This window comes from Anabaena sp. CCY 9402-a (genome assembly GCF_963920945.1).
GTDB classification, from domain to species: Bacteria; Cyanobacteriota; Cyanobacteriia; order Cyanobacteriales; family Nostocaceae; genus Trichormus; species Trichormus minutissimus.
On record NZ_CAWUDL010000041.1, the window covers coordinates 14,346 to 39,274 of the forward strand.

Below are 24,929 nucleotides of genomic sequence, written 5' to 3' on the forward strand. Positions count from 1 at the left end.
GAAAATAGGTAATTCATAATTACGAATTATGAATTACCTAATAACTATTTCTTGATGGTTCTATAAATCAAATTCTGGGTAGGGTCAAGTTGGACATTAGTTACACCTTTTTGAGCAAATACATAATCTTTGTTTTGCCATAAGGGAATGTAAGGCACATCATTAACTACTTGGTCTTGGATTTGGGCGAAAATTTTCTGCCGTGCTTCTGGATTTTGTTCTTTACGTTGCTCATCAATCAATTTATTCAGAGTTTCGCTATAGTAAAACGAACCCTGAGTTTGACTACCACCATCTTCACAGCCTTTAGCCTCTGAACCTTGTTGACAAGCTAAAAATGGCTGCACATAGTTATCTGGATCTAGAAAGTCTGGATACCAATCAAGCAAAGCTGCGGGATATAAACCTTTAGAAATGTCTTTAAAAAAAGTTGCCCCTTCTACTGTGTTGACTTCTAGTTGTACTATGCCATCCATTTTGGTATCAGCCAGAGATTTTAGTGTTTGTGCGGCCAAACTGCGAGTTGGGGAACTAGAAGGATACCAAACTGGAATTTTGACAGGATTTTCTTTTGAATAACCAGCCGCAGTTAACAACTGTTTGGCTTTTTCAAAGTTACCATCGCCATATTTATCTTTAAACAATGGCTGAGAAACGTTGAATGTAGTGGGAATCATACTGTAAAGCGGATCAGCTTGACTATATAAAACCCGTTCATTTAATAATGGACGGTCAATTATAGCAGCGATCGCCTGTCTAACTTCTGGTTTATCTAGTGGTTTCTGATTGCGATTCAATACCAGATAACTCACTACACTACCCTGAGCCGTAATCGCTTGCCAATCCCCTTTTTTAGCACCAGCCTCTAAGCTGCGAATTTGATCTGGTTGTAATGACAAGTAAGCGACATCTACAGCACCTGTACGAAAGGCATTAAACAAGTTAACAGGACTGGTCTGGATTTGAAGGTTAATCCCTTGGTTTGCTGGTTTTTCTCCCCAATACTTGTCAAATACATCAAGTCGCAGTGAATCTGTCCCATACTGGGCTATTTTATAAGGGCCAGTCCCGACAAAAATATCTGGTTTAAATTTCCCTGCACCAATTTCATAAGCACTCGGCGAAACAGCACATACCCCAGAAAATGCCAGCAATGAAGGAAAGGCTGCAAAAGGCTTTTTCAGCTTCACTGTTAATTCATAGTCTCCTGTGGCGGTTACAGAGTCTACTGTATCTGCTAGTAAGAAAGAAGGTTTACCCTTATTTTCAATAAATCGCTTGATACTAAACTCCATCGCTTTGGCGTTAAAGGGTGTGCCATCGTGAAACACCACACCTTGGCGTAGAGGGATAGTATAAGTTAGACCATCAGCACTGACTTTTGGTAAACCTGTGGCCAATTGCGGCTTAATTTCCGTACTCCCTGGTTCGTAAGTATAGAGGCGATCGCTCATATTAAACACTAAACCCAAGGATGCTAACTCATAGGCATCGGCTGGATCTAAGGTTCTTGGCTTGGATGTTGTACCTATAGTAATCCGACCATCACCAGCAGTTGTATTGTTTACCTGTTGTCGGGGTGTACAGGCGATCGCTAATAGTAAACATAAACAAAATAAAGATAGAAATTTTGTTACCCGTCCCCATCTTCGCCCTAATATTGAAAACTCAGTCATAGCATCTTTGATTTGTAAAATTAGCCAGTAATCATACTATATGTGTGGCAATAGTCACCAACTTTTTACCTGGAACAGCACAAGAATTAAAGTGCAGCTAAGTACCAGTTGTCTAATATAGCAATCCTCAACCATTCACGATAGCGGAGAAACAGGGGTTATGAATGAGGTCTGTTTTTATCTGCGGTTAATTTTTTCTTCTTTGACCTCATGAATGTGGGAATCATTATATGTAAAAAATTAAATATTAATTAAAATTGTCATTAATTCACATTTATAAGTCAATTAGGTTTGTTAAGGTGCTGTAGTAACTGCAAGAGTCAATATTTCTGCTTTACTATTGTAGTTACATTGATACAGCCATCACAGTTAAATTTTAATCAAATCTACCCCAAGAATAAATCTGATAAATATCTCAAATTTTTCTTGTGCAATTCTTTTTATCAAGGGATAAATAATGATGGCTTGACTAGCAGATTTCATGTTTATACATCATCAAACAAGATGATTGGCAGTGGATAAAAAGTAAATTATCAAGTCTAAATAGTGAGATTAAAATCGTGAAATATTTCTTTCTTTCTGAGGGATGGACTGTTGGCAGAGTTTGGGCATCTGATGGATTATGGCAAATAACAGCATGGCGAAGACCACCAGATATTCAACGATTGAATATTTGTTTGGTAGAAAATAACGAATTAATGTGGCTTTATCGCATTGAAGAGGTTGTAATAACCGTAGAAGTAAAACCAAACGCATCGGAATTTGTTAGTCAAAGCATCGGGCAAGTAGTGCTAAAGCGGTTAATGACGGCTGAACAAGTAATTGACCGCCTAGGTACTGCTGAAGCCAAGTGTCAATTGCAGAATATTCAGTCAGTAGTTTAGGTGAGGGATTAGGGAGACACCAGTCCCCAGTCCCCAATCCCCAGTCCCTACCCGGATTTCTCACGCATAGTGTAGGCTTCAGGGGGAAGAGGAGTGTGGGGGGTAAGACTTCTTCCCCATCCTCCCACACCTCCCACACCCCTTGGATTTCTCACAAGTGAGAAATCCAGGAAGTGTCCCCAATCCCCAAATGTAAATATTTGTAACCATCTGTCAGATATGTTTTGACCCTGATTCCTGGCAAGATGAATCTCGCAGACCAAACGAGCGCATCTATTTACACGCTTGCAAACAGTTCCATCAATAGTTACACTTTTTAAAACATTCTCATTTTTACTTAGCGATCGCTACCCTGCGGAATAATTGATCCGAAGTGTGTCAGCGTTGCTAAAAAAGTCACTCTCTAGCTTAAAATGCTTGAGATATGGCAGTGTTCAAGCTCTGGCAATAAAAAAATTCAGAGAAGTCCAAGGTTAGGCTGCTAACCTTAGAACCTTAAGTAAGAAAATTGTTTTGTAAACACAACTCATCGAGGAGGAGCGTAGTCGATGGGACTACCCTGGTACCGAGTACATACAGTCGTTCTGAATGATCCAGGACGGCTAATTTCTGTACACTTGATGCACACAGCTTTGGTGGCAGGCTGGGCTGGTTCAATGGCATTGTATGAACTAGCTACTTATGACCCCAGCGATCCTGTTCTCAACCCGATGTGGCGGCAAGGGATGTTCGTGCTACCCTTCATGTCACGTCTAGGCGTTACCGAATCTTGGGGCGGTTGGAGTGTCACTGGTGCTTCAGCAGTTGACCCTGGCTTCTGGTCATTTGAAGGCGTTGCCGCAGCGCATATTGTTCTTTCTGGTCTATTATTCCTAGCTGCTGTATGGCACTGGGTTTTCTGGGATTTGGAACTTTTCAGAGATCCCCGCACTGGTGAACCTGCCCTTGACTTGCCAAAAATGTTTGGCATTCACCTGTTCTTATCTGGTTTACTCTGTTTCGGTTTTGGTGCTTTCCACTTAACAGGTCTATTTGGGCCTGGTATGTGGATTTCTGATGCTTATGGGATCACTGGTAGCGTCCAGCCCGTAGCACCAGAATGGGGGCCAGCCGGGTTCAACCCCTTTAACCCCGGTGGTGTAGTGGCTCACCACATCGCAGCCGGCGTAGTTGGTATTATTGCTGGGTTATTCCACCTCACTGTTAGACCACCTGAAAGGCTCTACAAAGCCCTGCGGATGGGTAACATTGAAACCGTACTTTCCAGCAGTATCGCAGCAGTATTCTTCGCGGCTTTTGTCGTTGCTGGTACTATGTGGTACGGTAACGCCACTACCCCAATCGAATTATTTGGCCCAACCCGTTATCAATGGGATCAAGGTTACTTTCATGAAGAAATTGACCGCCGTGTACAAAGCAGTCTAGCTGAAGGTGCAAGCCTCTCAGAAGCTTGGTCACAAATCCCTGAGAAACTGGCTTTCTACGATTATGTAGGTAATAGCCCAGCTAAAGGTGGTCTATTCCGTACAGGGCCAATGGTCAAAGGTGATGGTATTGCCCAATCTTGGCAAGGTCACGCAGTATTCACAGATGCGGAAGGACGCGAATTAAATGTCCGTCGTCTGCCCAACTTCTTTGAAACCTTCCCTGTCATCTTGACCGATGCTGATGGTATCGTCCGCGCTGACATTCCATTCCGTCGGGCAGAATCTAAATATAGCTTTGAGCAAACAGGTGTAACTGTTAGCTTCTACGGTGGCGATCTCAATGGCAAAACCTTTACAGATCCAGCCGATGTGAAGAAATATGCTCGTAAGGCTCAAGGCGGCGAAATTTTTGAATTTGACCGCGAAACCTTAAACTCTGACGGTGTATTCCGTACATCTCCCAGAGGTTGGTTTACCTTTGGACACGCTGTATTTGCTTTGTTATTCTTCTTCGGTCATCTCTGGCATGGTTCTCGGACAATCTACCGAGACGTATTTGCTGGTGTAGAAGCGGATCTAGAAGAGCAAGTCGAATGGGGTCTATTCCAGAAAGTGGGTGACAAGTCAACCCGCCGTAAAGAAGCCCTCTAAATTCAGTGCTGAGTTATGAGTAATGAGTTCCGAGTTAAGTCTTGGACTCAGCACTCAAAACTCTAAATTCAGTGCTGAGTTATGAGTAACGATTTCCGAGCGAAGTCTTGAACTCAGCACTCAGCACTCAGCACTCAGCACTCAAAACTCAGCACTTTAAGGAGCTTTTGACATGGAAAGCGTTGCGTACATTTTAATTTTGACCTTGGCAATTGGTGTTCTTTTCTTTGCGATCGCATTCCGCGAACCCCCCCGCATTGAGAAAAAAGAAGATAAGTAGGTAGTTAATACCAAATCTGTAAATTTATATAAAACTTTTATCCGTTGTTCCTGGTAGGAACAACGGATATTTTTTTGGTTTTACTTTTTGACCAATGTAGCGAAAAGATTAAAAAAGGTAGTATTGTTGTAAATGCAGGAAAAATTATCTAGTTAATACTGGATTATCAAGTATTTTAAATACGTAGCTAAAGATTTTCCTGTAGCTAAAGGGGCATCACCCTTAAAAGCAAAAATTTGTTAATAAAAATTTCACAGATAGATATGATATAATTTTCTATCTGGGAGTTGATATGTGTTAACACTAGCTTTTCTACGCTAGGATTGGGAGATATAGTTGTACATTGCCGTTAAGGCAGTTGCATGGATTATCGCTATTATGGCATAACCTTTTACGGAGACTAGAACCAGGAACAAATCAGCATGGTCAATCAGAACTTAACCGCTACAGAAATTGGATTTACTCACGAAGATTTTGCAGCCCTCCTTGATAAGTACGATTATCATTTTAGCCCCGGAGATGTCGTACCAGGTACAGTTTTTAGTATAGAACCGCGTGGCGCTCTGATTGACATTGGTGCTAAAACAGCAGCATATATACCTATACAAGAAATGTCTATAAACCGGGTCGATGCCCCGGAAGAAGTATTACAATCCAACGAAACCAGGGAATTTTTCATCCTCACCGATGAAAATGAAGATGGACAGCTAACTCTTTCCATCCGTCGGATTGAGTATATGCGTGCTTGGGAGCGTGTGAGACAGCTACAAGCAGAAGATGCTACTGTGCGTTCCGGCGTGTTTGCGACCAATCGTGGGGGAGCATTGGTGAGAATTGAGGGTTTACGTGGCTTTATCCCCGGATCTCACATCAGTACCCGCAAACCTAAAGAAGACTTGGTAGGCGAAGAACTACCATTAAAATTCCTCGAAGTAGACGAAGAACGTAACCGCCTAGTCCTATCTCATCGTCGGGCGTTAGTTGAACGGAAGATGAACCGCCTAGAAGTGGGCGAAGTAGTAATTGGTACAGTGCGTGGCATCAAGCCTTACGGTGCATTTATTGATATTGGCGGTGTCAGTGGTTTGTTGCACATCTCAGAAATTTCTCACGAGCATATTGATACACCCCACAGCGTATTCAATGTTAATGATGAAGTGAAAGTGATGATCATTGACTTGGATGCAGAACGAGGCAGAATATCTCTATCTACCAAACAGTTAGAACCAGAACCCGGTGACATGATTAAAAACCGTGATTTGGTTTATGACAAAGCAGAAGAAATGGCAGCTAAGTATAGAGAACAGATGCTTGCTAAACAACAAGGTATTGCTACACCAGCAGAAGTTGTAGAAAGTGCGGGTGAAATTGAGGAAGAAATTCCACCAGCAACAGAAGATGTAGCTGAAACTGAAGCAGTAGCTGAAACTGAAGCAGTAGCTGAAACTGAAGCAGTAGCTGAAACTGAAGCAGTAGCTGAAACTGAAGTAGTAACTGAAACCGAAGCAGTAGCTGAAACCGAAGCAGTAGAAGAAATACCAGCCGCTATTGAAGAGTAATAAAATACTTTAATTAACAAAGATCATCGCATTTATGGAAGAGGGGAAATCCCTCTTTTTTTATTGATAGTTAAGTAGGGATGCAATACTACTTCTTTCAATATACAAGGTTGGGTTGAGATGTTAACTGTGTAGTAACAATTTTTGGGGTAGAGAAATATTTTGCTAACTATTCAATGTAAAAAAATCAAGTTTGACAATGTTCAAGCCATTCTTTTTGACAAAAATGGTACATTAGAAGACTCAGAAATCTATTTGCGATCGCTCGGACAAAAAGCAGCCCGGTTAATAGATGCTCAAATCCCTGGGATTGGCGAACCATTGTTAATGGCTTTTGGGATTAACAGCAATACCCTAGATCATGCTGGCTTAATCGCAGTAGCCAGTCGGCGAGAAACAGAAATCGCCGCCGCCGCCTATATCGCGGAAACTGGGAGAGGTTGGTTTGAATCTTTGCAAATAGCTCGTCAATCCTTAGATGAAGCGGAAAAATATGTTAATCAAACTCCTGCACCTATATTTCCAGGAACTCTAGAGGTTTTGCGCTCCCTCTCAACAACAGGAATTAAGCTTGGTATCCTTTCCGCAGCTACAACAGCAGAAGTCAGAGACTTTGTAGCACGATATCAATTAAGTGATTATATCCAAGCACAAATAGGTGTAGATGATGGACTAAGTAAACCAGATCCAGCACTGTTTATACAAGCTTGCCAAGTATTAGAAGTACAACCAGACAATACATTAATGGTGGGTGATGCTGTTGGTGATATGCAAATGGCTCGTAATGCTAAAGCCGCAGGTTGTATTGGGATTACTTGGGTTGGTAAACCAGATAACGTTAAAGGTGCAGATGTGGTGATTAACAGACTTGATGAAATTCAAATTATCGAATAATTAACAACCATAATAGGAAGTAGGTATCTCGTGAATAGTGTCTGCTCATGGAGAAAATCTGATGCTACAAGTTAAACATCAATTTCAAAGTTTTGAAGAATACTTATCCTATGATGATGGTACAGATAAACTCTATGAGCTATTTAATGGCGAATTAATCGAAATGCCTCCAGAATCAGGAATTAACGTTCAGATTGCTACATTCCTATTAATTCAATTTGCCTCACTGTTAGGCTACAAAAGGGTACGGGGGCATGGCTTGGAATTGGAAGTCAGAGGCGAACCCAGAAACCGTTACCCTGACTTAACTATTATTCGAGAAGAACATATTCAGCAGTTAGCACAGCGTAATACCATTCGTCTGACGATGCTACCTCCTCTACTAGTAATAGAAGTAGTCAGTCCAGGGGAATTACAAAGACATAGAGATTTCATCGCCAAGCGGATGCAGTATCAAGATTGCGGTATTCCTGAATATTGGATTGTTGACCCAGAGGCGCAGACTGTTTTAGTTTTAGAATTAACTGGTAATACTTACACAGAGTTTGGTAACTTTTCTGGTGATGATTTAGTTGTCTCTCCTCAATTTAGTCAGCTAAATCTGCAAGTTTCCCAAATCTTTAATGCAGGGGAAAAATCTTAAATTTAAGAAACATATTAGTGTTTATGTGTCAAGTCGAAGATAATCAAATATCAAATTTTCTCCGTAGGCAAAAACTCATGCAAAACACAGAAACGACGTTACAACTTCGCCTCTGGACAGTGGAAGAATACCACCGGATGGCTGAGGCTGGGATTTTTGGTGTAGAGGAAAGAGTAGAACTTTTAGAAGGAAAGATTATTTGGATGATTGCTAAAGGAACAGCCCATCGGTCGGCAGTGGGAAGAACAGATAGATTGCTGCAAAATAGATTAAGTAACCTAGCTTTGATATGTGTTCAAGATCCTGTCAAGTTAAATGAACGATCTGAACCAGAACCAGATATTGCTGTTGTGAAAGTAGACCCACTGGACTACGCAGATCACCATCCTACACCTTCTGAAGTGTATCTAATTATTGAGGTAGCAGATAGCAGTCGCCAGCTAGATTGTGAAATTAAAGCCAAAGCTTACTCGCAAGCAGGCATTCAAGATTATTGGGTGTTAGATGTAGTTAGCCGTCAATTGTACGTTTTCCGCAAACCGAGTCCAGAGGGCTACCAAAGTAAATTAATTTTGGCAGAAGATGGGGCGATCGCACCCTTAAAATTTCCTGATGTAGAAATTCTGGTTTTAGAGATGTTACCACCAGTAATAGGGAATTAATAGCGATCGCCTGATCTCACACTAACAAAAAGGCGATCGCTTTTCCCGCAAAATTTCTCTTCTTTTTTGAATTATCAGCTTGGGTTACAAGAGGTTTGATACTGGAATATTAGGAGTTTCTATCAGCCTCTGTTGCTATTCCAAGGACCCCAAATTGCGAGGGTAATACCAGGACTTTGAACGTTGACAAACATCGTATTACCATCGGGAGAGAAGCAAGCTCCACAGAATTCGCTGCCATTTAAGGCATTACGTGCAAAATTATAGAGTCCACCTGTGGTATCTACACCTCTGAGATACTGATCACCACCACCGTCTTCGCAGAGGATAAGGTCGCCAAAAGGTGCTACACATATATTGTCAGGAGCATCCAGAACATCTCTAGATGGAGACTCTACAAACAGATCAATCATCTCAGTTCTAGGATTATAGCGCCAGACTTGACCACCACTGTTTGCACCACCGTTGGTACAACAGAAGTACAATTCACCGTTACCATACCAGATGCCTTCTCCACGAGAAAACTGAGCTGCACCCAAAGCAAAACCTTGTACTCGAACATTATCTGTAGCTGGATTAGGGTCAGGAATTTCTACCCACTCTACAGCAAATTTTTGTCCTATTGGGTAAAGTCCGCTATTTGCACCTCTATTATTAGTGATGCTTTGAGGTCTACCTTTGATGACTAGAGCTTCGAGCTTACCACCCTCTGCTAACTTGCCAGGTACGTTGGGAATAAAGCGGTAAAATAGGCTACTTCCACTATCTTCTGTTTGATAAACGATACCAGTTGCAGGGTCTACAGCTATAGCTTCATGATTAAACCGTCCCATAGCAATTAAGGGTACTGGGTCTACAGGACCAGTAGCACTGGCAGGAACCTCAAAGTTGTAACCGTGGAACTGTGTAGAGCCATCAGAGCTACCAGGTACGCTGACATTCTCTTCACAAGTAATCCATGAACCCCAAGGTGTTGGACCACCTGCACAGTTACGAATTGTTCCACCGAGAGTGGCGAACTGCTTGATTAACTGACGATTAGGACCCACAACTAAGTTGGTAGTACCACCTCTGCTGACAGGATCGTAGCGGTTTGGCACTCTTACTTGTGTACCAGAAGTGTTGCTCAATTCGTGGTTACAAACCAATATTGTTGTATTTCTGGGTCCTGGGAAGGCTGCCATACCATCATGAGCGCCAGGTACTGGATTACCGTCAGCCATGAGATCGCCTGTACGAGATATAATGCGGTACTGAAATCCGGCTGGTAGCTCTAACAAGCCATTGGGGTCTGCTAAAAGTGGCCCATATCCTGTAGTTGTAGGTGTTGTTTGACCTAAAGCTGCTCTAGCAAGCAGACCTTCCAAGGGTGATATAGCTAGAGTTCCGGCAGCACTTGCACCAGCTAATGTAAAGAATTTGCGTCTTGATAAATTCATAAAGATATTTTTGGTTACATGAAAATGCCAGTTAAAAATTAATTGATGTTGGTTAAGATTAGGTAATGATTGATTTAATTAACGGGTTATAAGTAGAAAATTAGGCATTAAAAAAATATTGATCGTCTGAGCAAATTATGTGTTAATCATGAAACAAAAAATGGTTAAAAAGAGGTAAAGGAAAAATTAAATAACGATAAAATATTCTTTGAATTTATTAGGAACTTTTTGTGTTTTTTGGAAAAATTAAATATAAATAATGTGAGTAGATTGAATCTAATGGTAGAATTTCCGCAAAGGTGTTTTAGGGATTAAGTATTCCCAACAAGAACAATTGTTATCACATATTCCCAGGTAAAAAAGCATCTGGTTATTATGAGCAGAGTCTATTATTTATGGATTTTGCTAGGTTTCAAGTGTCTAGTTAGGTATATTAATCCGCTTTTTTCAGTTCACCTTTTGCAGAAATATCAGCGTTTTTTGTTAATTTTGACAAAAAAAGTTGGTAATTGAAACAACATCAGAATTTACTACTACTATCAAGAAAATGAAAAGCATTTGTAACCAAATCACAGCTAAAGTCGCAGTTGTTGCAGTCACCTCAATGGCTACTTTAATTAACGTTTCCAGTGCCAATGCAGCTACTTTTGAGATTGATTGGCAAGGAGATCAAGGTTATACAGCAACAGGAAATTTCAGCTATGACGATATTTTCGAGGGAACTATTGTCACTAGAGATCAACTGAGTAGATTTGCTATTTCCTTCTTCAACCCCGACGGAAATTTGTTGCAATCATTCAAGTACAGTTTTCCTAATCCTGCTGATACTACTTTCAATTTCAACTTTGATACAGTTACAAAAACTGTGCTGCAAACTGGCAATTATGACGCAGCTAACGGCTTTGATTTGGGAATTGACTTTAACACCGCAGTTGCAGGTTTAGATTTCTATACTTATCTCAATCCAGCCGAAGGACTACCGACAGCTAGGATTTTCTTGAAAGATGACCTATCCCCAGAAGTGTGCAGTACATTTCCTAACTGTAGATTGGATAATGGTGGTCAGTTGACAGCAACCTCAGTTCCTGAACCTGGCGCGATTTTAGGTTTGTTGGTAGTTGGTTCTTTGGGCGGATTCTTAAAGAAAAAAACAGCATCTAACTAGACAGTAAACTTGAAAAGTCGCAGTTAGTCTGATTAGAACTTTAATAAAGCCTGCTTTTGCAGGCTTTATGTATTTTGATGTTGTGGCTTTCGTTGGGGAAAAATTGACCTCTCTGTTCGCTCAATACTTTGTTTAAATTGCGGTACTGAGCAAGAAATAGATGAAAACGCATCCAAAAATATAGAAATGGTGAATCTACTCGGCGGTGTCGGTCTCCGTCCCGTCGAAGTAGCGAACCCGTTGGCGCAGCGTCCCGCAGGGAACGCAGAGAAGGGTGGGGATGGGGCATCACCACGACCTTAAACGGGCAGGGAGTGACTGTAAGACTATTTCGGTAGCGGGTTACTGTGAACTGTCAAGAATCACCGACATTCTATGTCGGTGAGTATGTCAACGATAATTAGTGAATTGCAAAGCTACAGGATAGTCTTCTTGCTTTAAGCGTTGCATGACGGCTTGCAAATCGTCTTTAGCTTTGGCAGAAACTCGCACAGCATCACCTTGAATTGACGCTTGGACTTTTTTGAATTCGTCACGAATCAATTTAGATATTTGCTTGGCAATATCCTGGTTGATGCCTTTTCTGAGGGTGATTTCTTGACGGACGCGATTACCACTTGCGGAGTCTACTTTGCCAAAATCAAAGATTTTTTGGGAAAGATTCCGCTTGGCAGCCTTTTCACGCAAAATATTGTGAACAGAATCTAGGGTAAACTCGCTATCTGTGCCGATAGTAATTTTTTCTTCACCCAACTCAACAGTAGTTTGGGTATCCTTGAGGTCATAACGACTTTTGAGGTCTCGGATGACTTGATCAACAGCATTCACCAATTCTTGCCGATCAAATTCACTCACAATGTCAAAGGAATAAGTAGAAGCCATAAGAAATGTTGGACTTGAAATGTTGGATTTTGGACTAGGGAAAATGGGGAGCAGAGGAAGCAGAGGAGACAAGAAATAATTGTTTGACTTTTGACTTTTTCTGCCCAATCCCCCAATTAACCCTTAGCTTGCATGATACTCAGAACAATAAGAGTAGCGCAGCTAAGAGAGCCAATGCCAAACATGAGCGATCGCAATAGCGGTATATTCAATATATAAAATATCGAGAATAGCAGACGAGCCACAACAAAAGCGATCGCAGCCCATGCTGCTATAGAAGAATTCACACCAGTTACATAAGCCATTAGTGCCGCCGCAACAAACACCATGAACGTTTCAAATGAGTTCTGGTGCGCCCAAGTAGCTCTTTGTGCATAGGCTGGCAATTTATCAAACATAGCGCGAGGGGCAGAACGATCATACCCAACGCGCATACGAGCATAACCTACAACTAAAAATGGCAGGTAAATTAACACCGCAGCTGCGGCGATCGCATACAAAAAAATAATCATCTGTCTCTACTCCATAGTCATTAGTCTATAGTTCATAGTCAGTCATGGGTTCGACTGTGGACTGTTGACTGCTGACTAATCAAAGTAGAAAAGTGTCACCACCTTTCTTTGTTCTTCAGCATCTCCACAAGTTTGTAGCAGAGTGCGACTGTCATGAAATGCAAAGCAGATCAGCTGCTGACAACGGGAGACAATCTCTTTGTTACAGATGTAACTAGCTTCAGCCAGAGACAAGTTATCATTACTAGGATTTTCTACTAAGTGCATAACCTGCTCTAGTTGCTGGCGAGATTCATGGGGCTGGCGTTCTAAGCTTTGAGGCAAAATTACCGTCAGCAAGTTCGGATCAGCCCGCATTGCTCCCTTAATAGCAGCTGAATTTGTACCCGTAGCACCGGATGTGAGGACTCGATTGCCTGATAAAACTAAGGCATAAGTCATCATTTCAATCAGATTTTGATGCGTAATTGGCACATGACGCGACCCCAACAAGGCGATTCGTTTAGAACCTGTTTGCTGGATTGTCGCCAGTTCTTGCGCCAACGTATCGAGGTTAATAAGGTCTGTTGATTGGCTCAAAGACGGAGGTAATCAGATTAAACAACCCCGTTATTCTACCAAACAGCGTGTAAGTCCGAAGCGAACTTGAGTTACATACTACTAAGTTTTCTTAATTTATCTAGCAATTAGGGGGTGGGGAGTGGAGACAAGGGGGACACGGGAGACAAGGGGGACACGGGGGACAAAGAACTAATACCCACTCAGCACCTGGCTCAACGCCGTGCTACTGCTAACACAATTCAGCACTCCCCACTCAGCACTCCCCACTCAGCACTCAGCACTCACTACTCAGCACTCAAATCAGACTGTTGCAGGCGTTAAACCTAACTTAGATAACAGACGATTAATGTCAAAATGCTCAGACATCAATTGGCGGATGCAGTGAACCTTAATTGGTTCGTGAACGCGGACTTGACCGAAAGTGCGGTCAACAATTTCTACAGTGGTGAGGGTATCTAAGTCAACTGACAAAATCGGTATTTCTAACTCTTCAGCACGACTGAGAATAAACTGCGGTGGTGGTAGCTGTCCGGTGAGGATGAGACATTGGGTAGAAGTTTCCAACGCGGCTTGTTGAATTTCTACGCGATCGCCTCCTGTCACCACTGCCATATTCCGCCGCTTGCGAAAATATTTGACAGCCGCATTCACGTTCATTGCGCCAATCGCGAGACTTTCCACCATTAAATCTAAGCGATCGCTGCGACAGAGAACTTCGGCGTTGAGCTGTTTGACTAATTCACCTACGCTCACACTGCGGAGTAAATCGTTTTTGGGTAGCATCGCCATCACAGGAATGCCCTGCTGTTCTAAAAATGGGCGCATCACATGATTGACTGTCTCTAGCTGCGCTGGTGGAATGTCGTTGATGACAACTCCGATCAAGCGATCGCCTACACGCTGCTTGGCAGATAATATCGACTCTATAGAAAGTAGTGAGTTGTAGCGAGTTACTAGCATGACACTAGCATTTAACACCTCAGCCACCTGTAGCAAAGATAAATCAAACAGACAGCCTTCCGCCAAATCACCGGGGCCTTCAAGCAGCACTAAATCTCCTCTAGGAATTTGTAAATACTGCTCTACCAAAGACTGACGATAATCGGTTGTGTCTTCACCATTTAAGCGTCTTTGCACACTGGCTTCATTCAAAGCCAGCATTGTCGGCACAATGCGGTTTGCCGATAGGTTGAGACTAAGAGTAATAAACTGGACATCTTCGTCAACTACAGTGGCATCAGAGGTACTCAAACAATTGCCTAGGGGCTTACCATAAGCAATATCCAATCCTTTTTGCTGTAACTGATGAGACAAACCCAGGACTGTTGCCGACTTACCACTGTAAGTTTCGGTTGAGCCAATCAGCAAATATTTAGCAGATTTTGGCACACATGCACTCCTAATTTCAAAAGGAAGTAAAACCCAGCCAGGTGTTTATTAATTTTAATTGGTTCTGGCGGAATCATCTTAGCGATCGCAAAATATAATTTTCCTAAAAATTCTTTCTGCAAGTTAATTTTCTTGCTTTTATAGTTATATATTCTTACTACTAGGCTAGTATATTTTTATTATTTATTAAGATGTAATTTTAAATTAACGCTAAATTAGATAGTCTGAATTTACTCCATTTTAACTAACAAAAACAAGGGTGTCAGGATATTTTAATTATAACTTACCCTGACAACCCTCAAGCTTTAATCGACTAAATTATTCATCAACACGTAGTAGTTTACGGTAAAAAGATTGTGAGAAATCAGTTACTTTATAGCGTTTATAGTTTTCCATAAGTTCAATTAAAAAACTAATAAATTCAAAACTAGCCATCATTATTTCATAACTGAACTCAGCATTGCCATCAAATTGCATTCGGCAACGGGTTAAATCAGAAGGTAGGGTCGCCACATTCCAAGAGGCGACAAAGGGAACATTTTCACCAGCTTCTATTTTACGATGTCCTTCTAAATTGCCTTTTTGATATAGACCGATAGCATAGGGTAAGAAATTACGCTTCGCTGTACCTTGAACATAAGGTAAATAAACGTTTGCTTGTTGGGCATTAACAGGCTGGAGTTGCTCAATAGACATTGTTGAATCTTCCTCAACATTAGTTGACAACTAGTACCGCAAGGCGGAATTCAAAATTCAAAATTCGTCTGGGAAAGTTGGGCGGGACGGAAACTGACACCGCCTACTTTCCGCAAAGTTCAAAATGAATACAGCGTAAGTGTTTTGTTGATTTTGAATAGTTGGTTTCTCTTACAAAGTTTGGCGGGACGGAAACCGACACCGCCACGCCACTTGCTACAACCGGGTGAACCCCGGCAACGCAGTGGCTAAACTTTGCGCTATTTACGCCAAGCTGTACTAGGAATATAGTTGGTTCTCAATGCAGTATTCCCAAAAAACTTGTGTTGTACACAGTTAGTTTTTGAGTGCTGTTAGCGGTAATAGGGCGTTGAGTCGCGTGCTGAGTCATTGCCAGAAGGGGGAAGGGTGATAAGGGGCGGCGGGACTTCTCCCCTGCTTCTTAGCTCAAGCTATCTTCCCTACTTGTTGATCCTTGAAACTACTGTAGTGCTGAGAAAATAATAGTGGACACAAAAGTTACTGCTAAGAAATATTAAAATGTCAGTTACAATAAGGCTGCATTAGCTTTTAGGGAAGCTGGGCGCAATAATACTGCAAATTGCTGCCGTCAGGGAGTAAATGCGTTTATTGCAATTTCTGCCAACAATAAGCTGCTGCTACTTTGCTCTGACTTACCCCTAGTCAAAGTTCCGATTGCGGAACAAGTCTATTGTGTTTTGAGTTATTAGTATTATTTTATACTTTTCTCTCTATGTAATGGCTAGAAATAGACAAAGTTTGCTTAGACAGTTTAGCGTTACCTGATTCCCAGCTTCTTTTCAGGTGTAGACAAATACTGGTTTTTGAATCAAGTAACTTATGCCAGCGAATTCCTGGCCCGATAACGATTCCTACAAAGAACTTGATCCACTCAACTCCCTGTTGTCTGACCTATCAGAAACGGAGGAGTCAGTGGTAGAAACGCGGGATTTGTCTTTACCATCCCGGTTTCAAGGGCGTAGAGGTAAAGCAGCTCTAGTTTTAACCATAGTCTGGAGCAGTACGATCGCCTTACATTTAGCTTCCTGGGGTTCTATCTTTGTCTTAGGGTTGACTACCATTGTTGGTATTCATGCTTTGGTCATAGTGTTTGCCAAACCCCGCCGTTACCAAAAAGAAATACAGGGTGAATTACCCTTCATTTCTATATTGGTAGCTGCGAAAAATGAGGAGGCTGTAATTGGTAAATTAGTCAAAAATCTTTGTAATCTGGAATACCCCAACGGGCAATACGAAGTTTGGATAATTGACGATCACAGCACCGATAAAACACCCCATGTGTTAGCGGAATTAGCCGAGGAGTACAATAACCTAAAAATACTCAGGCGTTCTGCCCAAGCAGTTGGCGGTAAATCGGGGGCTTTAAATCAAGTTTTGCCCTTGACAAAAGGCGAACTTATTGCTGTTTTTGATGCAGATGCTGAAGTTGCATCAGATTTATTAATTCAAGTAGTACCTTTGTTCCAACGCGAAAAGGTGGGGGCGGTGCAAGTGCGAAAAGCCATAGCCAACGCCAAAGAAAATTTTTGGACGAAGGGACAAATGGCAGAAATGGCTCTAGATACCTGGTTTCAGCAGCAGCGTGCCGTCGGTGGAATTGGTGAACTGCGAGGTAATGGGCAATTCGTGCGTCGTGCAGCCTTAGAAAGTTTTGGCGGGTGGAATGAAGAAACCATCACCGATGACTTGGATATGACTTTGCGCCTGCATTTAGATAGCTGGGATATTGAGTGTGTATTCTACCCAGCCGTGCAGGAAGAAGGCGTGACAAATGCGATTGCACTTTGGCATCAGCGCAACCGTTGGGCAGAGGGCGGCTATCAGCGTTTTTTAGATTATTGGGATTTAATCCTCAAAAATCGCATGGGTACACGCAAAACATGGGATTTACTCATGTTCATGTTCACCATGTATATCTTGCCAACGGCAGCTATCCCTGATTTATTCATGTCAGTTGCTCGTCATCGCCTACCAATTTTAGGCCCAGTTACTGGCTTGTCGGTCACAATGTCAGTGGTAGGTATGTATGCTGGCTTGAAGCGGATACGCCAAGAGCAAAAATTCACCGTTTACACACCTTTTGTATTGCTGCTGCAAACAGTGCGCGGCACTTTATATATGTTGCACTGGCTAGTAGTAATCAGCAGTACCACAGCACGGATGTCGGTTAGACCAAAGCGTTTGAAATGGGTGAAAACGGTGCATACGGGTAGCAGCCATTAATTCTGTATCAAGAGTGCTGAGGACTCAGCACTCTGTACAGGCTACTCTAATAGCACTTAGTTTTGGGATTTCGCCTCCAAATTTTCCAAACGGCTTTTTAATTCTTGGTTTTGTTGTTTGAGTTGGTCGAATTCTTCACGCAATTTCCGCAACGCTGTTTCTGTGCCAATATTTTTCTGCACTTTGGTCATTTCTTCCTCAGCATAGCGACGCACACGGCCATCTGGTGTTTGTTCAGCGAGCGATCGCAAAACTCCTATGGCTTTGGGTGTTTCCATTTGTCCCAAGGCGGCTACAACTGCCATTTGGGTTAAAAAGAAGGTTTCTTTGGCAAGTTCAGCTAATTTCCCGATCAGTCTTTCTAAATTGACTGGACTTTGACCAACGGAAATTTTACCCAAAGCACGAATTGCTGCTAACCGCAAGGGTTGTGCTACACCGATTTTGGTATAATCTAGCAGCAAATCTAGGGCGGCTTCAGAAGTTTTGAGTTCAGCTAAACCGTTAACAGCACCACTACGGACAACTTCATTCCAACCGGCTCTTTCTTCTAGAACAGATTGCAATAGCTTAATTACCTTTTCTTCTTTGGGTTTGTCTTCTAAATTGACGGCTGCGATAGATCCCAAAGTTCGGCAAGCGGTGGCTTCTACGTAGTAGCTCTTGTCGCCATTTTTCACGACTTCTTTAACAGCTTTGTAACTAGCACGGGTTTTAATCTGCGCTAAAGCTTCTAACACAGCTCGGCGCACGTAAGGACTTTTGTCTTCTAAACCCGTAACTAAATAATCAAAGGCTTGGTCTAATTTAATTTCTGCTAACTGTTTGGCGACTTCTACCCGCACACCCCAAAACGGTTCATCTTTCAAGGCTGCACCGAGGGCTTTAGTCGCTTCTAATCCACCTTTTTTCGCTAAAGCTGTCGCCGCATGAATCCGTGAAATTGGGTCAGGGTCAGATGTTAACTGGGCTTTCAACTCTGGTACAGGATATTCCAAAGACACAGTTTTAAGGAAATGATTCCCCACATCAAAGCTGATAAAATCTGGTTTAGCTGCCAGTGGGAAGTAAAAACTTTGCTCCCGTTGATTGACTCGCACCGTCACAGTTTGGACTTGTGTAGATTCCTCTTGGATATAGCCAAAACCAACAGGGATTTTCAGGTCAAATAATTCTTTACTATTGTTTTTATCTGCTGGTACTTGGGTTTGAGTCACAGTCAATTTGGCTAACTTAGCTTCTCCATCCCAAGCGTAAGTCACTTTAAAATCAGGATGACCGCCACGATAAACATATTGATCAAAGAGAAAAGCTAGATTGCGTCCCGTAGCTTTTTCAATCGCTCGCAGCAAGTCTACAGTTTCAACAGTTTGGTGAGCATGATCCTGGACAAAGGTTTGTATTGCCTGCCAAAATAATTCGTCGCCTAACTCAGCGCGGATCATGTGATAAACACAAGACCCCTTTTCGTAGGTGTGGCGATCATAAAGTTCGATCGCTTCCCGGTAAACGTGAGTTACTATCGGTCTCCGGTAGCGACCGCTATCTTCACTCAAATAACTACGCGCTTCTGATAAGCGATAGTATGCTGCTTCTTCTTGGCTGTATTCGTGTTCTGTCCACATGACTTCCGAATAGCAAGCCATTCCTTCCTTAATCCAAGCATGAGACCAATGTTTAATAACCAGTAAATCCCCAAACCATTGGTGTGCTAGTTCGTGAACTACCAGACTTTCGGTGTTGCGGTTATCTAAAGCAGCCCGTTCATCCAATAGACAACGGTCTGTTAACAGGGTAGTAGAAGTATTTTCCATTCCCCCAAAGATAAAGTCACTCACACAAACTTGGGCGTATTTGGGGAAAGCGTAGGCATAACCATACTTTTGGCTCAAAAATTCGATCATCCGGGGAGTTTTGCCCATGCTGCGGTGAGCATCTTCCTTGCGTCCCTTTTCTACGTAGTACGTGACTGGTTTACCTTGCCATTCATCTTGAATTTCGGCAAAGTCACCTACGGCTAGAGTCATCAAATAAGTGGGATGAACTTGTCGCTGTAACCAATGGTAAGTTTTATCTTCACCATCTTCTGTGGTGTTAATTAATTCCCCGTTAGAAATTGCCACTAATGATTTAGGTACACGGACACGAATTTCCGAGGTGGACAGTTGTCCGGGGTAGTCGAAACAGGGAAACCAAAAGCGGGAGTCTTCATCTTCTCCCTGCGTCCAGACTTGTAGGGGCTTTTTGGGGTAGTGGGTGTCTGGGTGGATAAAGTAGATACCGCGTTGGGGCTTTTCTACAGAATAGGCGATCGCAATTAATAATTTTTTGCCAACTTGGGTTGGTTCTGACAACTCAATAGTTAGTTGTTCGCCGTCATAGTCAAACGTTTGCTCTCCCTCATCCACTTTGACAGATTGGATTTGCAAGTTCACCGCATCCAAAGTCAAACGCTCTATACCATTACGGATGGGTAATAAACGAATGCTACAACTACCTTGGTAACTTTGGTTAGGTATATCCAAATTCAAATCGAGAAAAATATGTTCTACCTGTCCAGGGCGGTCTGGGTTATAGTGTGGTCTAGCTCCTGGCAATTCAAAAGATTTGTATCCATTATTTTCGGTATCAAAAGAATAAGAGTGTGGCATATATGTAAATCACCTTAGTTAAATTTTCTTCCCTGTCCCCTGTCACCTGTCACCTGTCACCTGTCACCTATCACCTAATCCCAGTACAAATACTCTCAAGTATTCATATAGATTAGGATAGCTCGTCATTTTTCACCAAGCTATTTTTTGTGATTTACAATAGGCTATTTGCGGATTCACACTTTCTGCATTTGAAGTATTTTTTGAGGGATTACCTACTGATCGTGCGTAAATTGCCTATTTTTTACTAGCACACACCGCAAAATCACTAACATATATAGAATAATTCCGAAAACTCTCTAATGACGTTTTTACTAGCCTCAGTAACAATTTGAGGAAAAGAGGACAACAACAATGCCTGAAACTAAATCAAGATTTTTAATCCCTGTGGTGGGTGCGGCCGTTGTAGTGGTTGGTAGCGTCGCCGCCTTTATGTATTTGCGGGGGCCGGGTGGGGATAGTACAGGGGCTTTAAGCAGTGCTAAACTCGTGCCTTCATCGGCATTAATGGCTACCTATATTACTACAGACCCCCAAGCTTGGGCGAAGTTGCAGCAATTCGGCACTCCCGAAGCTCAAAAGTTAGTCACCAAGGGTTTAGAAGACTTTAACAAAGATGTATTGAGTGACAATAGTATTTCTTATGAAAAAGATATTCAGCCTTGGGTGGGTGGGTTAATGGTGGCTGTATTACCGCCAAATGCTCCTAAATCGAACCAATCAAATCAACCCCCAGCCACTCAGTTACGGCAAGAACCGCAAATGTTAATGGTCGTGGGTATCAAGGATAAACTTGGGGCTTTAAATTTTGCCAACAAATTAAAAGGACAAAAGGGAGTCAAAAGTACAGAATCAGACTATAAAGGTGAAAAAATTACACAAACTACTAGTGAAGGCAATAGCAACGCAACATATAGTGCTGTTTTAAATAATAGCTATCTGGTATTTTCTCCAGAAAAACCAGTGGTGGAAAAAGCCATTGACACCTTTAAAGGTCAACCTTCCTTTGCCACTAAAGACGGTGCAAGTGCTGTTCTGGCCAAAGGTGTGGATGTAAAAAATTCTTTAGCGCAAATTTATATTCCAGATTATGCGGGCATGATTCAACAAATTGTGGCTGCTAATCCCCAAACTACAACATTAACCCCGCAAACATTAAAACAGTTGCAACAAGTTAAATCAATGGTGGCTGCCGTTGGTGTGGATGATGCCGGGGTAAGATTAAAAGCGATCGCTAATTTAGATCCACAACTTAACAAGTTTCAATATCAAAATTCCCCCGCCAAGATAGTAGGGCAATTCCCCAGTGATACCTTTGCTTTGGTTAGCGGACAAGGTATTAGTCAGAGTTGGAAAACCATCGTCGAACAATCTAACGAGTACCCAGAATTTAAGCAAGCCTTAGAACAAGCACGCTCACAGCTAAAAACAGCCAATTTCGACCTAGATAAGGACATTTTTGGCTGGATGGATGGAGAATTTGCCTTTGGTACGATTCCATCTAACCAAGGTATATTAGCAAGAGTAGGTTTTGGTGGCGCGATGGTATTTAATACAAGCGATCGCCAAACTGCACAAGCCACTCTCACTAAGCTGGATAACCTCGCCAAATCTCAAACTATTAATGTCGCCACTAGAAATGTTGGCGGTAAAGACATTACAGAATGGCAAATCCCCCAACAAGGTGCTTTATTTGCCCACGGTTGGTTAGATCAAAACACGGTATTTTTAGCTGTGGGTGGCCCTGTTGCAGAAGCACTGACAAATAACAAAAATCAACCTCTGGACAACAGCGAGAGTTTTAAAGCCATTACTAGTTCTTTACAAAAACCCAATGGCGGTTACTTCTATCTAGATATGGACAAAACTATGACCATAGTCAATCGTTTTGCTGCCCAATCTCAACAACCCATACCCCCAGATGCTAATGCCATCCTGAGTTCTATTCGTGGGGTGGGTGTGACTGCTACTAGCCCTGATAAATCTACTAGTCAAGTAGAGATGTTGTTAGCTCTCAAACCTACAGCCAAGTAAGTTATGTGTTAAATCTGAGGATTCCGAGATTCTAAAGTTTGGGTTAGTTTATCCAAGGCATCAGTCAGTTTTTCTTGGGCTACAAGTTGAGGATCTGGTAGTGGGGGTTCATTCTCCACTGCTTTTTGCCTTTTGAATCTCTGTAGAGATCGAATTGCTAAAAATAAAATGAAAGCAATCACCAGAAAGTCAACAACAGAACCCAAGAACTGACCGATCTTAATTCCTGAACCAATGGTAATAGTTCTCCAATCTTTGCCACTCAAAGCAATCAAAGGGTTAATGAGTGGCATCACTAAATCTTCAACAAAGGAGGTGATAATTTTACCAAATGCACCACCAATAATTACAGCGATCGCTAAATCAATAACGTTGCCTTTGAGCGCAAATTCTTGAAAATCTTTGATAAAACCGCTTGTTTTTCTTCTAAATCTTGTCATCCCTAAAATCCAAAAAAAATAAATTATTTTGAATATTCTTTAATATTTTTGATCTGAATAAATATAAGTTTTGCTAAGTACGGAAATTTTAGCAGTTTGATACAGAAAATTTTTAACAATCAGTCTCTAAGCATAAAGCCCGATAGCATCAGAAGCAGTATCTTATTTGATGGATAAGCACGTAGTCAAGACTTTAGTCCTGACTACAAAACCTCAAAACTAACTTGACAAAATACTAGACTGATATCCTGCCAGTATGTCATAAGTAAAAAAGGCTGTTCAATGCAAACTTAATTTATGACTGCTGCTACAAACACTGCTCCTGGCATGGCTTCCCGCTTGGTGAATGGCTTATTGGCAATTAAGCCTTTAGCTAGCCTAGCCAAACACCAAGCTCGTCAAATGATGATTAAACGGGCTGAAAAAATGGGTGTACCTTGGACAAGTGAAGTCAAAACCCTCCAGGCGCGTGATTGGACAACAGATTTAGCCCAAGTCCAAAATCCTCAAATCACTTACCCAGATTATTATCTGACTTCTTTCCACGGCTATGATCAGGGAGACCTTTGTTGGTTAGCAGCATTTGAATTGGAAGTGGCGGCGCGTGCTGTCCATGCTAAGATTTGGCCGGAAGCTGAGGCGCAAGGTGATGCGAAGCTCCGCCAAAGTTACCACGATATTGTCAAAGCTCAAATTCCTTATGCACCACAAACTATCCTTGACTTGGGATGTAGTGTGGGGTTAAGTACATTTACTCTACAAGCACTTTATCCCCAAGCCCAAGTTACAGGCTTAGATTTGTCTCCCTATTTCTTAGCAGTTGCCAACTATCGCGCTCAACAGCGTGAAGCTAATATTAATTGGGTTCACGCCACAGCCGAATCTACTGGTTTACCAGATGCTAGCTTTGATTTAGTCTCGATTTTCCTGATGTGTCATGAACTACCCCAGTCAGCAACCCGCAAGATTTTTGCTGAGGTGCGGCGTGTATTGCGTCCGGGTGGTCACATTGCGATTATGGATATGAATCCTCAATCGGCAGCTTACAAGAAAATGCCACCCTACATTTTGACGTTGCTCAAAAGTACAGAACCATATTTGGATCAATATTTTGCTTTGGATATTGAGCAAGCTTTAGTAGAGGCTGGTTTTCAAACACCAAGCATCACCCAAAATAGCCCTCGTCATCGTACCGTTATTGCTCAGGTGAGTGGTTGATTTTGCTTTGCTGCTGTGGGCAGTTATACCACCACTGCTATTTTTGGGATATTACTATTATCGTGTCAGCATTGCTCCACCTTTTCAACTGTTATTGTGGTTATTTTTGGTGGGGGTAATATCGGGTTTCGTTGCTCTCGGTTTACAATTAGTTTTTGAAACTGTAGCTAAAGGGGTTTTCAACTGGCAGCAAATCCAGCGTGGGATTTTTGGTGCTACTCTCAGACAACTTGTAGCGATCGCACCGATTGAAGAAGGTTGCAAGTTGATTGCAGTTATTATCCCCATTTCCTATTTACAGCGTCGGTATCAATTACGCTCTACCAGTGTTTTCTTGTTTACTATCGCGGTTGCTTTAGGATTCACCGCCGAAGAAAATTGGATTTATTTATATCACGGCACAGCTAGCATTTTCGATCGCGTTATTGGTACACCAGTCCATGCGATGTTCTCTGCGCCTTGGGGATATGCCCTAGGAAGGTATTTATCTGCTACTTGTCAAGTAAATCGCTACAAAAATTTATTTTTTCTAGCATGGATTAATTCTCTAATCTTTCATGCTTTAGTTAATATTTGTTCTATTGCTTGGCGTTATTCTCCACCCTTACAGTTACTTGCTTATTGTTTATTTCCTTTGCTGCTGTGGATGTTTTGGCGCATGGAACAGCTATTACGCAGAGTCCAAAATCAACAACCAATTATTTTAATATCTGGTCGTACACCCCAACATCGTTACTGGCAAAGAGGTTTATTATTATTTGCTATTATGCTGGGTGGTAATGCAATTTTTGGGGTATTTCTGTTAGTAAGAATTCTCAGCCCTTTACGTCCAGCCAAGCTTTTTTATCCTGATATTTTGTGGTTTGCAGTCAGTAGATTTTTACTGAATTTGGTTTTTGGCATTTTGGCGGTGTTAATTTATTGGTATTTAAGATATTCAGCAAGACATTAGACTGCTTAAAATCAACAAGTATGTTCCTGCTACACGATACAAGCAATGT

The 24,929-nt window shown here is 41.9% G+C and carries 21 protein-coding genes; 12 read left to right on the forward strand and 9 right to left on the reverse strand.

Annotated features, from left to right (window positions below):
• Nucleotides 1–44 precede the first annotated feature (44 nt).
• Complete coding sequence (locus tag ACM0OR_RS16160) at nucleotides 45–1,676, reverse strand: ABC transporter substrate-binding protein (protein ID WP_414577373.1); 1,632 nt, start codon at nucleotides 1,674–1,676, stop codon at nucleotides 45–47.
• A gap of 560 nt (nucleotides 1,677–2,236) precedes the next feature.
• Between ACM0OR_RS16160 and ACM0OR_RS16165 the strand changes: the two genes are divergently transcribed.
• The 7 genes from ACM0OR_RS16165 (at nucleotide 2,237) to ACM0OR_RS16195 (ending at nucleotide 8,676) form a co-directional block, all read left to right on the forward strand.
• Nucleotides 2,237–2,560, forward strand: a complete 324-nt coding sequence (locus tag ACM0OR_RS16165) for a hypothetical protein (protein ID WP_414577374.1) — start codon at nucleotides 2,237–2,239, stop codon at nucleotides 2,558–2,560.
• Nucleotides 2,561–3,108: 548 nt separating this feature from the next.
• The gene (gene psbB, locus ACM0OR_RS16170) at nucleotides 3,109–4,638 is read left to right on the forward strand and encodes a photosystem II chlorophyll-binding protein CP47 (RefSeq protein ID WP_190701162.1); all 1,530 of its coding nucleotides are present in this window, start codon (nucleotides 3,109–3,111) and stop codon (nucleotides 4,636–4,638) included.
• 172 nt (nucleotides 4,639–4,810) lie between these two features.
• Nucleotides 4,811–4,918 (forward strand): photosystem II reaction center protein T, encoded by a 108-nt coding sequence (locus ACM0OR_RS16175; RefSeq protein WP_066380730.1) that lies wholly within the window; start codon nucleotides 4,811–4,813, stop codon nucleotides 4,916–4,918.
• 422 nt (nucleotides 4,919–5,340) lie between these two features.
• A complete protein-coding gene (locus ACM0OR_RS16180; RefSeq protein ID WP_414577377.1) occupies nucleotides 5,341–6,477 on the forward strand; it encodes a S1 RNA-binding domain-containing protein in 1,137 nt (378 codons plus the stop codon).
• Between the two features lie 162 nt (nucleotides 6,478–6,639).
• Entirely contained in the window at nucleotides 6,640–7,371 is a 732-nt protein-coding gene (locus ACM0OR_RS16185) for an HAD family hydrolase (RefSeq protein ID WP_414577378.1), read from the forward strand.
• 61 nt (nucleotides 7,372–7,432) lie between these two features.
• Nucleotides 7,433–8,014, forward strand: coding sequence for a Uma2 family endonuclease (locus tag ACM0OR_RS16190; RefSeq protein WP_323265153.1), 582 nt, complete (start codon nucleotides 7,433–7,435; stop codon nucleotides 8,012–8,014).
• A gap of 77 nt (nucleotides 8,015–8,091) precedes the next feature.
• A complete protein-coding gene (locus tag ACM0OR_RS16195; RefSeq protein ID WP_323265152.1) occupies nucleotides 8,092–8,676 on the forward strand; it encodes a Uma2 family endonuclease in 585 nt (194 codons plus the stop codon).
• A 122-nt stretch (nucleotides 8,677–8,798) separates the two neighbouring features.
• Here the strand turns inward: ACM0OR_RS16195 and ACM0OR_RS16200 are convergent, their stop codons facing one another.
• Nucleotides 8,799–10,115 carry an alkaline phosphatase PhoX gene (locus tag ACM0OR_RS16200; RefSeq protein ID WP_414577379.1) on the reverse strand — a complete coding sequence of 439 codons (1,317 nt, stop codon included), beginning with the start codon at nucleotides 10,113–10,115 and terminating at the stop codon, nucleotides 8,799–8,801.
• 547 nt (nucleotides 10,116–10,662) lie between these two features.
• On the opposite strand from ACM0OR_RS16200, the gene ACM0OR_RS16205 reads away from it, so the two are divergent.
• Nucleotides 10,663–11,280 carry a PEP-CTERM sorting domain-containing protein gene (locus ACM0OR_RS16205; RefSeq protein ID WP_323265150.1) on the forward strand — a complete coding sequence of 206 codons (618 nt, stop codon included), beginning with the start codon at nucleotides 10,663–10,665 and terminating at the stop codon, nucleotides 11,278–11,280.
• 390 nt (nucleotides 11,281–11,670) lie between these two features.
• Here ACM0OR_RS16205 and ACM0OR_RS16210 read toward each other — a convergent pair whose 3' ends face one another.
• The 5 genes from ACM0OR_RS16210 to ebsA all read right to left on the reverse strand — a co-directional run bounded on the left by ACM0OR_RS16210 (nucleotide 11,671) and on the right by ebsA (nucleotide 15,320).
• Entirely contained in the window at nucleotides 11,671–12,162 is a 492-nt protein-coding gene (locus tag ACM0OR_RS16210) for a YajQ family cyclic di-GMP-binding protein (protein WP_190701145.1), read from the reverse strand.
• Between the two features lie 116 nt (nucleotides 12,163–12,278).
• Nucleotides 12,279–12,674 (reverse strand): MAPEG family protein, encoded by a 396-nt coding sequence (locus tag ACM0OR_RS16215; RefSeq protein WP_190701143.1) that lies wholly within the window; start codon nucleotides 12,672–12,674, stop codon nucleotides 12,279–12,281.
• Between the two features lie 75 nt (nucleotides 12,675–12,749).
• A complete protein-coding gene (locus ACM0OR_RS16220) occupies nucleotides 12,750–13,253 on the reverse strand; it encodes a DNA recombination-mediator protein A (RefSeq protein ID WP_323265149.1) in 504 nt (167 codons plus the stop codon).
• Nucleotides 13,254–13,535: 282 nt separating this feature from the next.
• Complete coding sequence (locus tag ACM0OR_RS16225; RefSeq protein WP_323265148.1) at nucleotides 13,536–14,624, reverse strand: phosphotransacetylase family protein; 1,089 nt, start codon at nucleotides 14,622–14,624, stop codon at nucleotides 13,536–13,538.
• Nucleotides 14,625–14,942: 318 nt separating this feature from the next.
• Entirely contained in the window at nucleotides 14,943–15,320 is a 378-nt protein-coding gene (ebsA, locus tag ACM0OR_RS16230; protein WP_190701136.1) for a type IV pilus biogenesis protein EbsA, read from the reverse strand.
• 861 nt (nucleotides 15,321–16,181) lie between these two features.
• Between ebsA and ACM0OR_RS16235 the strand changes: the two genes are divergently transcribed.
• Nucleotides 16,182–17,585: a glycosyltransferase family 2 protein gene (locus ACM0OR_RS16235; protein ID WP_323265147.1), complete on the forward strand. Its 1,404-nt coding sequence runs from the start codon at nucleotides 16,182–16,184 to the stop codon at nucleotides 17,583–17,585.
• A 56-nt stretch (nucleotides 17,586–17,641) separates the two neighbouring features.
• Here ACM0OR_RS16235 and ACM0OR_RS16240 read toward each other — a convergent pair whose 3' ends face one another.
• Nucleotides 17,642–20,236 (reverse strand): DUF3458 domain-containing protein, encoded by a 2,595-nt coding sequence (locus ACM0OR_RS16240; protein ID WP_414577382.1) that lies wholly within the window; start codon nucleotides 20,234–20,236, stop codon nucleotides 17,642–17,644.
• 354 nt (nucleotides 20,237–20,590) lie between these two features.
• On the opposite strand from ACM0OR_RS16240, the gene ACM0OR_RS16245 reads away from it, so the two are divergent.
• Nucleotides 20,591–22,270, forward strand: a complete 1,680-nt coding sequence (locus ACM0OR_RS16245) for a DUF3352 domain-containing protein (protein ID WP_414577383.1) — start codon at nucleotides 20,591–20,593, stop codon at nucleotides 22,268–22,270.
• Between the two features lie 8 nt (nucleotides 22,271–22,278).
• On the opposite strand, the gene mscL is transcribed toward ACM0OR_RS16245, so the two are convergent.
• The gene (gene mscL / locus ACM0OR_RS16250) at nucleotides 22,279–22,710 is read right to left on the reverse strand and encodes a large conductance mechanosensitive channel protein MscL (RefSeq protein ID WP_414577385.1); all 432 of its coding nucleotides are present in this window, start codon (nucleotides 22,708–22,710) and stop codon (nucleotides 22,279–22,281) included.
• 297 nt (nucleotides 22,711–23,007) lie between these two features.
• Between mscL and ACM0OR_RS16255 the strand changes: the two genes are divergently transcribed.
• Together ACM0OR_RS16255 and ACM0OR_RS16260 are read left to right on the forward strand one after the other, a co-directional pair.
• Nucleotides 23,008–23,928 (forward strand): class I SAM-dependent methyltransferase, encoded by a 921-nt coding sequence (locus ACM0OR_RS16255; RefSeq protein ID WP_414577387.1) that lies wholly within the window; start codon nucleotides 23,008–23,010, stop codon nucleotides 23,926–23,928.
• A complete protein-coding gene (locus ACM0OR_RS16260) occupies nucleotides 23,921–24,880 on the forward strand; it encodes a PrsW family intramembrane metalloprotease (RefSeq protein WP_414577389.1) in 960 nt (319 codons plus the stop codon). Before ACM0OR_RS16255 ends, ACM0OR_RS16260 begins: the two co-directional genes overlap by 8 nt.
• Nucleotides 24,881–24,929: the final 49 nt, after the last annotated feature.

What these genes read in the sequence shown, in the direction of transcription:
- ACM0OR_RS16160 (WP_414577373.1), bottom strand. Translation starts at nt 1,676, where the DNA reads ATGACTGAGTTTTCAATATTAGGGCGAAGATGGGGACGGGTAACAAAA.
- psbB (WP_190701162.1), top strand. Translation starts at nt 3,109, where the DNA reads ATGGGACTACCCTGGTACCGAGTACATACAGTCGTTCTGAATGATCCA.
- ACM0OR_RS16175 (WP_066380730.1), top strand. Translation starts at nt 4,811, where the DNA reads ATGGAAAGCGTTGCGTACATTTTAATTTTGACCTTGGCAATTGGTGTT.
- ACM0OR_RS16180 (WP_414577377.1), top strand. Translation starts at nt 5,341, where the DNA reads ATGGTCAATCAGAACTTAACCGCTACAGAAATTGGATTTACTCACGAA.
- ACM0OR_RS16190 (WP_323265153.1), top strand. Translation starts at nt 7,433, where the DNA reads ATGCTACAAGTTAAACATCAATTTCAAAGTTTTGAAGAATACTTATCC.
- ACM0OR_RS16195 (WP_323265152.1), top strand. Translation starts at nt 8,092, where the DNA reads ATGCAAAACACAGAAACGACGTTACAACTTCGCCTCTGGACAGTGGAA.
- ACM0OR_RS16200 (WP_414577379.1), bottom strand. Translation starts at nt 10,115, where the DNA reads ATGAATTTATCAAGACGCAAATTCTTTACATTAGCTGGTGCAAGTGCT.
- ACM0OR_RS16205 (WP_323265150.1), top strand. Translation starts at nt 10,663, where the DNA reads ATGAAAAGCATTTGTAACCAAATCACAGCTAAAGTCGCAGTTGTTGCA.
- ACM0OR_RS16210 (WP_190701145.1), bottom strand. Translation starts at nt 12,162, where the DNA reads ATGGCTTCTACTTATTCCTTTGACATTGTGAGTGAATTTGATCGGCAA.
- ACM0OR_RS16215 (WP_190701143.1), bottom strand. Translation starts at nt 12,674, where the DNA reads ATGATTATTTTTTTGTATGCGATCGCCGCAGCTGCGGTGTTAATTTAC.
- ebsA (WP_190701136.1), bottom strand. Translation starts at nt 15,320, where the DNA reads ATGTCTATTGAGCAACTCCAGCCTGTTAATGCCCAACAAGCAAACGTT.
- ACM0OR_RS16235 (WP_323265147.1), top strand. Translation starts at nt 16,182, where the DNA reads ATGCCAGCGAATTCCTGGCCCGATAACGATTCCTACAAAGAACTTGAT.
- ACM0OR_RS16240 (WP_414577382.1), bottom strand. Translation starts at nt 20,236, where the DNA reads ATGCCACACTCTTATTCTTTTGATACCGAAAATAATGGATACAAATCT.
- ACM0OR_RS16245 (WP_414577383.1), top strand. Translation starts at nt 20,591, where the DNA reads ATGCCTGAAACTAAATCAAGATTTTTAATCCCTGTGGTGGGTGCGGCC.
- mscL (WP_414577385.1), bottom strand. Translation starts at nt 22,710, where the DNA reads ATGACAAGATTTAGAAGAAAAACAAGCGGTTTTATCAAAGATTTTCAA.
- ACM0OR_RS16255 (WP_414577387.1), top strand. Translation starts at nt 23,008, where the DNA reads ATGACTGCTGCTACAAACACTGCTCCTGGCATGGCTTCCCGCTTGGTG.